This is a genomic window from bacterium (genome assembly GCA_036382775.1).
Classification (GTDB): Bacteria; Hydrothermota; Tepidihabitantia; order SM23-42; family JAOAFX01; genus DASVHD01.
In genome coordinates this window covers 1-13,422 of the sequence record DASVHD010000029.1, presented here as the reverse complement: position 1 = coordinate 13,422, position 13,422 = coordinate 1, and the positions used below count along the sequence as shown (strand labels likewise).

Below are 13,422 nucleotides of genomic sequence, written 5' to 3'. Positions count from 1 at the left end.
AAGAAAGAGCCCGCCACATAAAATGGCGGGCTCTTTTTAACGATAATATCGTTTATTCAGTGGCGCGTTCGACTTTAATGGCTTTGTCACCCTTAGGGCTCTGTGTGATCTCAAACTTAACTCTTTCGCCTTCTCTAAGGACCCGGTAACCATCGCCGATTATATCCTGATAATGGACGAAAACATCACCGGTTCCATCCTCTTTTTCAAGGAAACCATAGCCTTTCTTGCCATCGAACCATTTAACTTTTCCGTAGACCAAGATTCCTCCTTTCGAGCCTTTGTCCCTTAAAATTTGATGTAAGGGCAGACCTCTACGGTTAAAGCATCGGGTAAGTATATTTATTCGCCCAGATTTGTCAATAGGGATTTCTGAAGAACGAAAAAAATCCTCGATTATACCATTTTTTATAATAGCGTAAAAATGATGAGACGACCCCTTGTACGGGATACCCTTTATTTTTAGTTAATTTGAGAATAAAGTAAGACGTAAACGTAAGCGCAATAATGATATTCTGTAAAATTATCACTTTTTTATTACCATGGCAACGGTCTGGTTGGCTGGGATGTTGCTGATTGCGAGAAGATAATTCCGTGATCGTGTCATTTGGTCTGAAAACGGGTGGTCAACCAAAGGTCAAAAGTGTCAACTTTTCGCACAAAATTAGTGCTTTTAGCCCCAAAAGTTGACAGCTAAAAATTCAATCTAAACAGCCTTTTTCAAGGGTTGGGCGATCCTTTGATTCGCCATTTTAACATAGTCTGGGTTTATCTCAATCCCCGAATAACTCCTACCTAATCGTAATGCGACGACCGCAGTTGTACCTGAACCCATAAAAGGATCCAAAACAAGACCGCGATGCCAGCCGGCATTACATCCGCAGTCGGTCCAACCTTTAGTTATGTGCTGGCCAAACGCCCGGCCATATTTCATGCCGGCGGGACCCGCAAATGATTTACTTTTCTGCGCAGCCATACTGAGCATCTTGCCATCGAGACTTTTACCGCCATCGACAATATAGGATGCCTCTGATATTCGTACGCGAGGCTTACCGCAGGCATTATATATCTCCATGGGGCATCCTGCTTTGATCATCGGCTCGATAAGCTTTTCAGGATAGGTAGCAAAGTGCTTTCCATGGAAGGCATACGTCGGTATAACCCATACGTCGCCGGGGTTCTTGCCCATTGCATTCAGCTCAAGCATCTTCCCTGGGATATTGCCTTTTTTTGTACCGGTCATTTTGCAGCCGATTCCTTTGCCACCATCGCCATAAGGAGCCGTTAGATATTTGATTCTCTTGAAAGTCGAGGGTGAATGAGGCACCCTCACGGCATCCAAATCGAACCAATAATCCAAACCATGCCAGAAGGTTTTTTTAACTCGACCATTGCCTTTACATCGAGAGCATACGATCGTTCTTTTTCCGCCCGGCAGTTTACCTTGCCCATCACATCGTGGGCATGTCTGCCATTCCCAATCTATGCCGCGCTTAAGATCATCGGGTATAATGTCGATCACGCTCATAGTTTTTTCATTATAATAAAATTGAACCTCAGTGTTTTTGACCATCATAAAAACCGAATCGTAAGCAGTGGCAAATCGGTCTTTTACGCTCGCCGGCATGTGATTGGGTTTATGCCAGATAATAACATTTCTCAATACGCTTTCCTGCTCATCGATCATCCTTATTATCAGACGGTAATTTTGTAGCAGCATACTTTTCGTCGGGTAATCAGATGTCCGCGCCTTTCCGCAATGCTTTTTTGATAACCCGTGATAGTCAATGCTTTCGAATCGCTGAATACCACCGGAGGCATACGCATCGCCATGATTCCAAAACATGACGCCGGTAGGTTTGAGCACTCTTTTCAATTCAGCTACGATCTGCATAACATGGTCAAGGAACATATCCAGCGATGGTTCCAAACCCAATTGACCAAACCAGGCCCCACATTTGATGCAAAAACACGATTGATCCAAACCGAGTCCCTGGGAGAGTTTGTATCTGCTGTTTTTTCTCTCCCAGATACGGCCAGCTCTCTGCATACCCTGTCGGTATTCTTGGATCAGTTTTGAATTACCCACCAGCCATTCGTGTGCACAATCAGGCGTACCGTCAAATACAGTCCGTGTTGCCGCACCATAATTCCGTAATCCCCAATATGGCGGGCTTGTTATGATAGTATCAATACATTCGTCAGGGAACTTCTTGAGCTCAGTTAACGCATCGCCATTAACTATGAAATTCGTGATTTCGTGGAGCTTATACATGCGGGTTACTCTTCATTTGATTTCTAATGTTATTCAGTTTTTCAAGTTTTTCCCGTTTTAGCTGATCCAGTCGCTGATGCTCGTGATTCAAAATCTCCTGGCGTTCCAGGATATCAAAAATTTCTATTTTTAAGTGATTGACGATTCTTTCGTTTTTTGTCATGTTACTCCTTTCGATCACCACGCAATCGCTGCTCGTTTCCAAGTATCCGTGGCAACACAGATATAAATATAATTACTGTCCCAGCAGATATCGCCGGCGTTACCTGAAGCTTCTGCGCTCGCTGGAGTCTTGGAGGTTCTTAACCGCAAGATGTCCGAATTTATATCCAGCAAGGCTGTTGGTACAGCACCAATGCCTAATTTCCCATCGCCTTTTAGTATTAATGGATAAGTATCATCAGATTTTCTCACAGCCAAGAGATATCCATTCGATTCCCAGTAACTTGTTGTGTTAAAACAATATGCTGCACCAGGATTCTGCCAGCCGCCAAAACAAACCATGCCCGCACCGGTTGTGGGACTGGGTTGGATCTCTATCCCGGTTGTTCCTCCAGCAGAAAATCCTAATTCCCCTTCAGTCATGTCGCTGCTTAACCACATCTGGATATTACCTGCATTCCCTCCATGATAAACTCTAAAAAAAGCCGAAACATCGCCGCTTTCCAATTGAAATATTGCTGCGCCCGGCTCGGTAGTGCTACCCGCGATATTTCTTAATTTCATTAACTTATTATCGTAACCGGTTTTGTTCACGTTGATATCGAGATATTGATTCGTAGTATCCCAGAACAGCCGGGGCGTCTGTACTAATTCGCCGTCAGTTTTTGAGTATAAAAGCTGGCCGCTGCCAATGAGAGTCTTCAATTGAATATTCTGGAATTCGGGTGTGCTGTTTTTTTGGACGCTCTGGTCAAGATGATAGCCATCAACCGAATCCGCATCGATTCCCAATACATCATGATTCGCTTTATTATGATCCGTGAGAAGGTTTGCGATCGTATTTGGTAAGTGTAATCCGTCAACAGTATCCGCATCCTTGCCGGTGAGGATATCGGGAATTTGAGCCAGTGGAACATCCGTCCCGTCATTTTGATCCAGCCGTATTTTACCAAGACTTGCTTTCTCAAAGCTCAATCCGGGGAAGTCATCGGGATTGAGGTGAAAATTCCGTACGCTTTTGTCTCGGAGATCGAGGATTCCGTGATATCGTTTGCGTTCTTTAGGTATCGCCATTATTCCGGCCACTCATCGAACATCGATAGATCATCCACGTCGAATAACACGTTGCTTTGATTGCTCAGCGTCCCATAATCATAAGTTCCGCCGGCTGGCACCGTAGTATATCGGATATGTGCCACTTTTATATCGGCACTGCTGGCGCGCATACAGGGAGCGGCATTCTCAGCTCCGAACGAGCAATCGAACACATGACCTTTCTCTTGTCCGGCGGCAAACTCGACGACTTGCCCGGTTGTTACGTTGGGGGTAGCTGTTCTGAAATCAGAATGCAATAATTTGATTTTCCCTTCACCCGCAGGCGTACCGAAAGAAACGGCCGAATTTCCACCCGCGGCCCGCACGTAAGTATTCTTGATCATATCTCGTCGCATGCCGGTAAGTTTGACCGCCATATCGCCGGAATACGTGCTGGTATTGATGATCACGCAGTTTCGTATTTCCAGAGGTGTGTTATCATTGGCCGCGCCTACTAAATCAATATTGCGACGATTACTACTGCCCGAGCCGGCTACGGTATTGTACATCCTTAAGCCATCGATCAAAATTACGGTTTGATATAAATCACCCGAGGCCGAAGTATTGTAGAGGATCCCTTTCAGCGTCGCGCCGGCACCCATGAACATCAGGTTCCTTTTGCCTTGGACGTTAACATCCTCCTGGTAGATCCCCGGCATAATCCAAATAAGATATTTAGGCGGCACCGTGGATTCATCCGCGACGTTCGAAACGCTGTTGACAGCCAACTGAATGGTCTGGAAATTACCGCCACTTTTTGCGACGACTCGCACATATTGTAAATTGAATCCGGCCGCCGATAACGCCGCGAACCGTTCGCCGATCGTCCCAAAAGTACCCCGTCCATCCGCCATTTCAGATTCCACCTCGGTCATAGCGAGACTCCGGCCGTAGGTATCCATGTTCATGCTCAATCGTGCAGCCAAAGACGCGGCAGCGCCTCGAGCGGTTTTCATTTCCGTCACGATGTCCGCGATATCGCCAATGTATTTCTTCGCGATCACGGGCGTGATTGAGATCGGCGTCACGCAATGTCGACCGGCTTTGTCCACGGCGCGAATTTTCGCTTTGACCGTGATGTTCGAAGTATCGATCGAGTGCTTGGCTGGCAGCACGATCGCCTTGCGGTCGGTATAGACTTTTTTATGCCCCAGCGTGTCGAATTCCGGTTCGGTACCGTCGTCGGTGTATACGATTTCAACGCCGGCGACTTCAGCAGCGTATGCGGTTTCAATGTCCCACGATATTCGGATGCCATCGTCTTCGGCCGAGACGACCACGTTTTTGATCGTACTGGCGCAGTTATCAGGTATCACCTTGGCGCCGCCAGCGATGATCGTCGACGCCGTGCAGAAAGCCGACCATTCGTCCTGGAACCACCCGCCCCGGCTGGCGACTTTGATGCTGTATTTGATATCCGGCGTCAAACCGTGCCAGACATATTCCATTTTCACCGGCGATTCGATCAGCGCGGCTTCCGCCTCCATCGTGCCCTTCACCGTCTCATCCGTAGGATCCAGAACCTGCTTGATGAATTTGTAGCCGGTTGCGTTCGGTCCGAGCCAGAAATTACCGGTTACCGGCAGCGCACTCGTTTCCAGCGTCAGCGTATTCGCGGTGTTGGATACGACCTTCCACGAATTGCCGTCGGAGCAAGTCAGGTACTGGTTCGCCCATTCGTTGGTCGTCCAGTTGCCGACCCGATTGCTCGTCCAGGTGAATGTATTGCCCGAAGCCGTTCCCGCACCCTTGTCGCCGAATTCCGCTTTAATAAATGCCGGTCGGAAACTGACCAACCCAGCCGCGGCGCCGGTCTTGCGGAAAGCGTCATCCCATCCGGTCGTCAGCGTCAACCTCGTCGGCGTCGGTGGCGCGGCTTGTTTGACCAAGACCTTGCGTCCGGTCCCGGCCGGCCCGCCCACGTAAAAATCATTTTCATTGACATAGTTTGACCAGACATCGGCATTGATCTTCAGGAACGGCCGGTAATCATGCGTAACGACGAGCTGGCCCGAGACCTTGGCCACACGCGCCAGCTTAATTTCGTTGATCGATTGGATATACTGCGATTCTTTCGTCGCGCCCAGCTCGAACGAATCTTCCTTCCACACGATGTAAGGTTGTCCGGTGATGTAATGATTGCGCACCGCATCGGGATCACTTGAGTCTATTAGTAAATATTTGAGCCAGATTATATTTGCCTCGGTCTCGACTTCAGTCAGTTCGACCGTCTGCTCTTCGACGATCTCGATCTTCTCACCCTGGAGGTAAATGTCGCCGGTTTTTATTTTGACGTTCACGAACTGCGCCGGATTGTCCACGTAGACCTCGAGCTCGTCGAGCACGCCTTTGAGAATGCCACAGCCCGCGATCAATCCCTTGGTCAAATCCAAGATGTGCTTTTTAATATGCAGTTCTTTGGCGTCCCGCTCGAAATGAAAATCCTCTTTAGCCGGCTTAAATCCGGAAAAATGTTCCCAATGTTTCATACGACCTCCTCGGCAACCTGGAATCCAGGGAAAAACACATAACCCTTTGTGTACGGCGGCTTAGTCTGTTTCAAAATTGTCTTTATATCTTGTTTCGAATATGAGCTGATGCCCGACAGCCGCACCAGGAATTGAAAATCCTCGCTGTCCTCGATGCCGTAAGTGCGATCGCCCCGCACCGAAGGATCCTCGGCATCCAGATCGAAAACGTGCGACAGCTGATCCTCGGGTTTCCCGCACTGATCCGCCAGAGATAAAATGATGAACCGGTACGGTTCGTCCCGTAGTTCTTCGATCGAATCCACGGTCAAGCCGGTGCGTTCCAATTCCCGAATGATCCCGGCTTCGGTCCCGAACCACCATACGTCATTAACGAACTGCTGCAACCTGGTCTCATAATCATCCCATGACTCGTCGTCGCGCTTGAATACGAATCTCGACGAACCGATCAAATTCAAATCCGCCTTGCGCTGATCCGAGGCGTAATATTCGTCAAAGCCGGTCAGCCGGTTCGCCATGAGCTGAGCCTTGAGTTTTTGCGCTTCCTCGATGATCTCATCCAGGGCTTCGCCGATCGCCAGGCAGATATCGTAGATACCGTTCTTGATCCGTTTTAGGAATCCGGGTAGAAACTGCCAGATCCGATCACCAAGTAACATATTGATTCTCCCAGGCTTTGGTCGTAATGGCGACTCTGCCCAGCATAATCTTCTCCAGTGCGGTGCAGCTGACATTGTCTTTCGGTTTCCCGATCTTGATGTCCTTCACGCCCGTCACCGCCATACATGCCGCCAGCAGTTTTGCCACGATCAGATCGTCGCCGACATCCAGGTCGTCGAAGAACGCCATGACCGCCGCTTTCACGTTTTCACTGATTACGGCAAAGGTATAGCCGGATTCCACGTCGAGATAGATGAAGACGTCCTGTAATACTCCCGTAGGCTGTGCCACCAAAACTTTGGTGCATATCGGCTTGTATTCGTCCAGATAATCCTGCACGGTTTCAACCAGGGTATCAGACGCCGGCACCAGGCTGCCGGTTTCATTCCGGCTCCAGATCAGGATTTTGACTGTTCCCGGTCCTGCATAGCACGCCACGGCCTGGGCTTCAGCCACGCCGGTCACTTCGAGCGCCATGGATCGAAACGATTCCTCGCAGCCGCCATAAGCGACACCGTACCAGCGTAGCACGATTCGCTTGCGGAGGGTGTCGTCGTCCTCTTCCTCAGTACCGCCAGCGATCGGATTCGGATTCGTAATCGTAATATTGGGAATCTCCTGGGGCAAGTAAATGACTTTTCCTGCTTCGACGTTTCCTTCCTCACCGGCATTTTTCGCTTCAACTGGAATATCGGCATAGCTGCCGCCGATCACGGTTTTTTCTTCGGTAGTCAAAAATTCCACCACCGGCTCGACCGCCGGATCCGTCGAACATATCGTCCCGACCGGGATCACAGTATCCGGGCCGATTCAACAACCGGAGAACCGCACGTAACCCGTCGCCTTCTGTGCGGCTCTCCGATTCACTCCCAGTTCTAATGCTCTCAAATCAAGATCGTCTTCCCGCGCCGTCGCCGCGAACAGCCCCTGGTACATCGCATCGATGCGGAACCAGATTTCCTCGATCGCCAACGACGCGGCTTCGAATATCGATCGGATGCGCGATCCGACGTTGAAATTAGTGATCGTCTGGTTCAGGGTGAGAAACTTATCTCTGATCGTTTGATATATGTCGCTTGCATATTTCATGCTGACTCCAGTTCAAAAGGAAAAACAAAGTTGCCCACGACTTGGCCGGTGGCGAGCTTCAGCGTCGCCGTGACGTATAAAAATCTCTGTTCCTGAACCGCGGAGATTTCCGTAACTTCGGAGACGCGTGGATCCTTGAGCAATTCGTGCTTGACCGTAATGACGATGTCGTTTATCTTCTCTTCGGTCACCGGCAGGCTCACCTTGTCGTAGAATCCCGCGCCGAAATCTTCATGCATTAACAGGTCGCCCTTGCTGGCGAGTATCCGGTCGAGTAGATTACCGGCGACGCAGTCGAGACCATCCATGATTTTGATATCCCCAGTGTCGACCATCAAGCCGCCTTCGGCATCCAGTGCGATATCGCTGCCCAGGTATTTCATGTTACGAATCCAGTTGACAATCGATCGGCGCAGGATTAAAAACCGGCGCTGTGGCACCCACTAAAACTTTGGTGCTTGGAATTTTAACCTGAAGACCGTTCAGGATCGCGTTCTCGATCGCGGTCGCCAGCTCATCCGCCTTCTGATTGGCGGTTTTATTGGGATCCAGATCGGCGAAGATCTGGTTCAAACTTGTTTTCAAATTATCCTTGATTGCGCCCATAGTGTCTCCTTTAATCCAGCGTGACCTGCTGCGAATTTACCTGGCTATCCAGGATAATCACCACCGGTTTACCTGAAGGCCCGTTCGGTGTCGGATGAACGTGATTTAAATGAGCCTGCAGGTGTGCATCGCCCCATGCTGCTTTATGACTGCCAGTTTTGCCCAGCTGGATTTTATCCGCTTTGATTTCCACCTTGCCGTCCTTTTTGATCACGACGATCGTGCCGCTCTTGTGTGTCAATACGATCTCATCCTCGGTCGCCACCGGCGGTGCGTCTTTGCCGAAAAGGCGGCCGACCACAAACCCATGGCCCGACGGATTCCCGTCCGGGAAACAAACCAACACCTCGTCCCCGATGTTCGGCGCCAGCACGAACCCGAATCCGGGTCCCGAATAAGGAGTGCAGATTCTCAGCCAGTTGGTGGACATGCCGGTAGTCAGGATTTTAGCTTTGACCCGGTATGACGGCAGATCCGTCTTCGTAACTTGCGCGATCGCATAAAATTGCAGTTTAGCCAGCGCCTTTTCGATTTCCGCTTTGATCTCTCTGATCATCATTCCTCCACGGTTTTGGCTTCGGACAGCACCTTGCTCGCGAATCTGACCTCGGTCGTTTTGCCCGCCACGCCGTAATCGTGGATCACGTCGGTCACGTAATATTTGCCGGCCAATTCGATGCCCTTGATTTCGATGCCGTCGCCTTCGTCGACCCCGGGATCGAGCGGCGCGCTCAGCGAACCGGTCACGAGTTCCTTGGAATATTGCCGCAGCAGGGCTTCGGCCCGCGCTGCCGCTTCCTTCTTGCTCTTCAGCGTATTGTCGCGGACCGTCACAATCTTGTAATTTATCCGTTTGCGATCGCTCGATTCGGCGGTGTACACGATCTTCTCTTTGGTTTTGGGATCGTAGCTGATTACACGGACTTTGAGCGCCGAAGACAGCGTTTTATCCTGTTCAATATTCAGGCTTGCCGGCACGATGCCCTCGTCCGGTTTCAGCGCGTATACCCGTTTGATCTGCGTCGGGATCTCGCGCTTCTTGAATACGAGTTTCTTGTCCTTAGTGACGTAGGAATCCACGCCTTCTTTTTCCGCCAATCCGCGGATGACATCCCAGGCCGAACTGCCTTCCGCATACGACTTGTCTTCCAGATACATGCTGCCGGTCGCCTGCAGATCGGTTTCGAATTTGTAATGATCCGCGATGATCTTGACGATCTGCGAGGCGGTCTTGCCGTAGAATTTTATCGCCAGATTCGCGGTCACGATCTCGTCGATCAGGATCCCCGTATAATCCCGGCCCGCGATGTCGATCGTCTGTTGGGGATAATATGTGAAACCGGCATTGTCGACAAAACCGCGGAAACAGACGATGCCCGATATCCCCACCTCGATCAATTCGCCGATCGTCTGATAGAATATATCCGTATACCGGTCACAACCGTTTTCGATCTTGAAATTGAAAATATTGGCTTCGGACTGTGTATTCTTCTCGATGTGCAGGCTTTGCACTTTAGTGATCTCCTTGTCGTCGAGCAGGATTTGGATATCGTTATCCATGGTTACACCGGTATCAGTAGCTGCTGCCCGGCTGCGATCGTCGTCGGATCGATGATGTCATTGGCGCCCGCGATGTCGGTCCAGCGGTTCGCGGTTTGATAATATTTTATGGATATCGCTTGTAGCGTATCGTCTTCCTGGACGATATAGGTCTGTTCTTTTTTCGGTACCATCTGCGCCGCCGTGTACATCACGCCGGCCTCGTTGGTGATCAGCTGGCAGTACTGGTAGACGTACTTCAACATCTCCTCGGCGGCTGAATAATTGCGTTGCGGCGCGTCCAGGATTTTCCTGGATTCCTGCTTGATCACATCGCATTGCAGCAGACACAAGCCCAGCTCGAATTTGAGCAGGTTGAGTTCATTATATGGCAATTCCACGAGCTGCCGGATCGCGCGTACCCGGCTTTTGATCTTGCTCAAGGTCTCTTCAAGTTTCCAGATCGCATTATGCACCGACGCCAGCGCGCCTTGTAGTTGAAAGCCCTTTGCCTGCGCCTTCAAGAGCGCCACCCAGGCCGCCATTCGATCGGGCGCGTAGATCTCCGGCTGGGGCATGAATACGAAAGGCTCCGGCTCCGAGACTTCGACGAGTTCGATGCTATAGCGCACGTTGCCCCGCCGCAACACGTCAAAATTGAAATTCTGGATGCGCACCTTCCAGGAAGCATCGCCATCGATGGAAAAAATTACTTCCTCGCCCTGACGTTTGACATCGTCCAGCCTGAGCGCCTGGTCGATTCCTCCGTCACGGCTGCGCAGGATCCCGGTCAAGGAGAATCGCTTGGGTCCGGATCCGAAGTCCTGAAACACGTTCTGCATGTTGGGGAGTTCGATCTCGGCAATTTTCTGCGGTGACTGCACGGCCAGGCTGTCCGGCACCGGATCCAAAACGATATCGCCGATCTTAATGTTCATGATCGCCGCGCTTCCATCTTCAGCTTGCGATTCAATTTTTGCATGACTAATTCCGCGATATTCTCCGCATCGATCATCGTCGAACCGCTCGATTTCAACATGATATTGATTCCGCCATTAAATGTATTTCCGCCGCCGGATCGATTCGCCATTGCCTTGTTTTTGATTTCCTCACCCTCGTGCACCAATACCATGCCCGTGCGTGCCACCCTTGCCGTCCCGCGCTGCATCTGCGGTACGGGCATCCCGCCACCGCCTGGCGTTCCGCCGATCACCGGTACCGAACTGCCGCCCGATGCGCCGCTGATCACCGCCGGCGATGGTTTTTTTATCCCGCTGTATCCGCGCGCCTGCTCTTCGCTGAGACCACCGCGCATCATCATGGCGACGAATTCTTCGCCACTTTTGCCCGCTTTTTGACTACGCCATTCGGTTTCTACATATAACTTTATCGTCGCTTCTGGTATCTCCACGCCTTCCTTGATCTTCGCCCGGATATCCGACAATTGTTTGTATACTTGATTTTCCTGGTCCTCACTGAGCCAATATTTGCCCATCAAATGCGCATAGAATTGTTGCACCGCTTCATCCAGTCCTTTTATTTTTCTCAAGTTCGTGCCGATCTCCCAGCCGATAAAAGCAGCGGTCGCGACTCCAGCCAATGTCTGTAGCTTCCCGGCCAGCCCGGTCGTGCTTTTTCCTAAATTCCCTATCTGCGTATTGAGGCTCCCCGCCGGCGCGGCGCCTAAAGTCATTGCGTTGTTTAATCCCACTTGCTCCATCTTCGCCAGATAGGCCTGGAGTTTCCACATCTTGAGCGTGCCGATCAAAGTTACCAGGGGACCCGCGATCGTCGCCACGGCGCCGCCGATCCCCACGATCGCGCCCGCCACTCCGAGAATTCCGGCCGCCAGTTTATTTTCCGTTATCCATTTCGCCACGCCGCCCAGTGCGTCGCTGAAGGCTTTGGTCAAAGGCAGCAATGACGTCGCCAGTGCTTCCTTGAGCTCGCCCAGCCGGGCATTCAATATTTTCTGGGTCTCCTCCCAGTTTTTGCTTTTCTCCTGGGCGTCTTTGAATATCCCCGCGTCTTTCTTCGTTTCTTTACCCAGGTCTTCGAGCGTTTTTTTCTGCGCCTTCAGCTCATCGAGATTGGCAATGAAGTACTGCACCATATCTGCGCTCGAACTGAAATATTTTGCCAGGAAATTTAACTGCTGCTGTGCATCTTTGATCCCGAGTTTCGCCATCGCGTTTTTCATATCGCCCAGGAAATCTACAAAATCGCTGGATTTTTTGAAATTTGGCATTAGGTTCACGAGTCCGGGTGCCTTGCCTCTCAACTTGGTCATCGTATCGAGGATCGAATCCATGGCCGCGCCGCCCATTTTCAGTTTCACTGCATCCTTACCCAGCACCGCCGCGGTCGCCAGCACCGTCTCCATGGATTGTCCCGCGCTCTTCGCTTTGATCGAGGTCGAGCCGAGATAATTATTCAAGCCTTCCCAGTTATTGCCCAATCGCTTCATTACCTCGGACAGAACGTTGCCGGTGCCGATCATTTTTTCTTCGTCGGAAAGGTTCTTATCCATCCGGTCGCCGAACTGCGAAAAGGTCGTGGTCAGCATATTCGTCGCCGAGCCGAGATCGATGCTGCGCGCCATCGCCAGCACCGCCGCGACGCTGGTCGCCTTGATCCCCTTGGCATAATCATTGAACCGGCCGCCGGCCGCCCGCATGGAATCCGATATTTCCGTATCGGTCATGCCCCAGGTCGTCTTGATTTCGGAAAAGGCTTTCTTGATCATTTCTTTGGAAACGTTCGCCGACTCGCCCATATCGGTCAAAACCCGGCCGATCGCCGATTCGGTTTCGCCCGCCTGCGCCAGCGCGCCCTTCATAAAGCCGGTAATCGCGACGCCGGTCGCGGTAATGCTCAAGCCGATCGCCCCGATCTTTTTCGCGCGCTCGAAGCTCTTGGTAAACTCGTCCGCGGATTCCTTCGATGTTTTCCTTAAAATTGACAGGTTGCGTTCGGCTTTCGCCACGACGCCCGAATACATGTCTTTGGCGAGCAGTATGACGCCGACTTCGAACGCGGTTCTCATGCGTCTTTATTCTCCCGGATCTTTTCGATTTTTTCCGCCAGCAGCTTTTCCATCAGTTCCCGTTCGGTGACCGGCATGGCCAGGATGTCCTCTATGGAGTAGCTGAATTCTTCGCCGAGGATTTTGAGCCCGGCGCGGAATCGAAAAAACTCTTCAGGTCCTCGATTTCTTTGGGATTCAGGGTGTTGAGTTCGTTATACGCCAATAGGAGCGCGGTCAGATCTTTGTTCGACAAGGTCAGCAGGTCCTCGTAACCCTGGGGTTTTTTCATGCCCTCGATCTCCACGATGCACAGCGCGACTTCATTGAACGTCTTGAGCTCTTTTTCCTCCTCGCTCTTGCCGATGAATTTTCTGATCGTGGCGACCTGGTCCAGTCCGATCATCTCCCGCATCTTGACTTTCTTGCCGCTCGGCAGCGTAAGTTGTATTTCATTCATGCTATCGGCTCCTTTTGACTGC

15 protein-coding genes are annotated in these 13,422 nt (G+C 51.0%); all 15 read right to left on the bottom strand.

Annotated elements, in window-relative coordinates; genetic code table 11:
• Positions 1-52: 52 nt before the first annotated feature.
• Entirely contained in the window at positions 53-262 is a 210-nt protein-coding gene (locus tag VF399_05180) for a cold shock domain-containing protein (protein ID HEX7319733.1), read from the bottom strand.
• Between the two features lie 444 nt (positions 263-706).
• Positions 707-2,275, bottom strand: a complete 1,569-nt coding sequence (locus VF399_05175) for a DNA methyltransferase (GenBank protein ID HEX7319732.1) — start codon at positions 2,273-2,275, stop codon at positions 707-709.
• Positions 2,268-2,438 carry a hypothetical protein gene (locus VF399_05170; protein ID HEX7319731.1) on the bottom strand — a complete coding sequence of 57 codons (171 nt, stop codon included), beginning with the start codon at positions 2,436-2,438 and terminating at the stop codon, positions 2,268-2,270. Before VF399_05170 ends, VF399_05175 begins: the two co-directional genes overlap by 8 nt.
• A 14-nt stretch (positions 2,439-2,452) precedes the next feature.
• On the bottom strand, positions 2,453-3,511 hold the full coding sequence (locus VF399_05165) for a hypothetical protein (GenBank protein HEX7319730.1): 1,059 nt from the start codon (positions 3,509-3,511) through the stop codon (positions 2,453-2,455).
• On the bottom strand, positions 3,511-6,021 hold the full coding sequence (locus VF399_05160; GenBank protein HEX7319729.1) for a hypothetical protein: 2,511 nt from the start codon (positions 6,019-6,021) through the stop codon (positions 3,511-3,513). The genes VF399_05165 and VF399_05160 overlap by 1 nt, the downstream gene beginning before the upstream one ends.
• Positions 6,018-6,680 carry a hypothetical protein gene (locus VF399_05155; protein HEX7319728.1) on the bottom strand — a complete coding sequence of 221 codons (663 nt, stop codon included), beginning with the start codon at positions 6,678-6,680 and terminating at the stop codon, positions 6,018-6,020. The genes VF399_05160 and VF399_05155 overlap by 4 nt, the downstream gene beginning before the upstream one ends.
• Complete coding sequence (locus VF399_05150) at positions 6,667-7,476, bottom strand: baseplate J/gp47 family protein (protein ID HEX7319727.1); 810 nt, start codon at positions 7,474-7,476, stop codon at positions 6,667-6,669. The genes VF399_05155 and VF399_05150 overlap by 14 nt, the downstream gene beginning before the upstream one ends.
• A gap of 15 nt (positions 7,477-7,491) precedes the next feature.
• Positions 7,492-7,770, bottom strand: a complete 279-nt coding sequence (locus tag VF399_05145) for a hypothetical protein (protein ID HEX7319726.1) — start codon at positions 7,768-7,770, stop codon at positions 7,492-7,494.
• Positions 7,767-8,105, bottom strand: a complete 339-nt coding sequence (locus VF399_05140; GenBank protein ID HEX7319725.1) for a hypothetical protein — start codon at positions 8,103-8,105, stop codon at positions 7,767-7,769. Before VF399_05140 ends, VF399_05145 begins: the two co-directional genes overlap by 4 nt.
• A 49-nt stretch (positions 8,106-8,154) precedes the next feature.
• Entirely contained in the window at positions 8,155-8,376 is a 222-nt protein-coding gene (locus tag VF399_05135) for a hypothetical protein (GenBank protein HEX7319724.1), read from the bottom strand.
• A gap of 10 nt (positions 8,377-8,386) precedes the next feature.
• Positions 8,387-8,932: a phage baseplate assembly protein V gene (locus VF399_05130; GenBank protein ID HEX7319723.1), complete on the bottom strand. Its 546-nt coding sequence runs from the start codon at positions 8,930-8,932 to the stop codon at positions 8,387-8,389.
• A complete protein-coding gene (locus VF399_05125; protein HEX7319722.1) occupies positions 8,932-9,936 on the bottom strand; it encodes a hypothetical protein in 1,005 nt (334 codons plus the stop codon). Before VF399_05125 ends, VF399_05130 begins: the two co-directional genes overlap by 1 nt.
• Before the next feature lie 2 nt (positions 9,937-9,938).
• Positions 9,939-10,853, bottom strand: coding sequence for a LysM domain-containing protein (locus VF399_05120; GenBank protein HEX7319721.1), 915 nt, complete (start codon positions 10,851-10,853; stop codon positions 9,939-9,941).
• Positions 10,850-12,961: a hypothetical protein gene (locus tag VF399_05115; GenBank protein HEX7319720.1), complete on the bottom strand. Its 2,112-nt coding sequence runs from the start codon at positions 12,959-12,961 to the stop codon at positions 10,850-10,852. Before VF399_05115 ends, VF399_05120 begins: the two co-directional genes overlap by 4 nt.
• 91 nt (positions 12,962-13,052) lie before the next feature.
• A partial coding sequence (locus tag VF399_05110; protein ID HEX7319719.1) for a hypothetical protein occupies positions 13,053-13,422 on the bottom strand: 370 nt, incomplete at its 5' end.

What these genes read in the sequence shown, in the direction of transcription:
- VF399_05165 (HEX7319730.1), bottom strand. Translation starts at nt 3,511, where the DNA reads ATGGCGATACCTAAAGAACGCAAACGATATCACGGAATCCTCGATCTC.
- VF399_05175 (HEX7319732.1), bottom strand. Translation starts at nt 2,275, where the DNA reads ATGTATAAGCTCCACGAAATCACGAATTTCATAGTTAATGGCGATGCG.
- VF399_05130 (HEX7319723.1), bottom strand. Translation starts at nt 8,932, where the DNA reads ATGATCAGAGAGATCAAAGCGGAAATCGAAAAGGCGCTGGCTAAACTG.
- VF399_05140 (HEX7319725.1), bottom strand. Translation starts at nt 8,105, where the DNA reads ATGGTCGACACTGGGGATATCAAAATCATGGATGGTCTCGACTGCGTC.
- VF399_05160 (HEX7319729.1), bottom strand. Translation starts at nt 6,021, where the DNA reads ATGAAACATTGGGAACATTTTTCCGGATTTAAGCCGGCTAAAGAGGAT.
- VF399_05135 (HEX7319724.1), bottom strand. Translation starts at nt 8,376, where the DNA reads ATGGGCGCAATCAAGGATAATTTGAAAACAAGTTTGAACCAGATCTTC.
- VF399_05170 (HEX7319731.1), bottom strand. Translation starts at nt 2,438, where the DNA reads ATGACAAAAAACGAAAGAATCGTCAATCACTTAAAAATAGAAATTTTT.
- VF399_05155 (HEX7319728.1), bottom strand. Translation starts at nt 6,680, where the DNA reads ATGTTACTTGGTGATCGGATCTGGCAGTTTCTACCCGGATTCCTAAAA.
- VF399_05115 (HEX7319720.1), bottom strand. Translation starts at nt 12,961, where the DNA reads ATGAGAACCGCGTTCGAAGTCGGCGTCATACTGCTCGCCAAAGACATG.
- VF399_05145 (HEX7319726.1), bottom strand. Translation starts at nt 7,770, where the DNA reads ATGAAATATGCAAGCGACATATATCAAACGATCAGAGATAAGTTTCTC.
- VF399_05120 (HEX7319721.1), bottom strand. Translation starts at nt 10,853, where the DNA reads ATGAACATTAAGATCGGCGATATCGTTTTGGATCCGGTGCCGGACAGC.
- VF399_05125 (HEX7319722.1), bottom strand. Translation starts at nt 9,936, where the DNA reads ATGGATAACGATATCCAAATCCTGCTCGACGACAAGGAGATCACTAAA.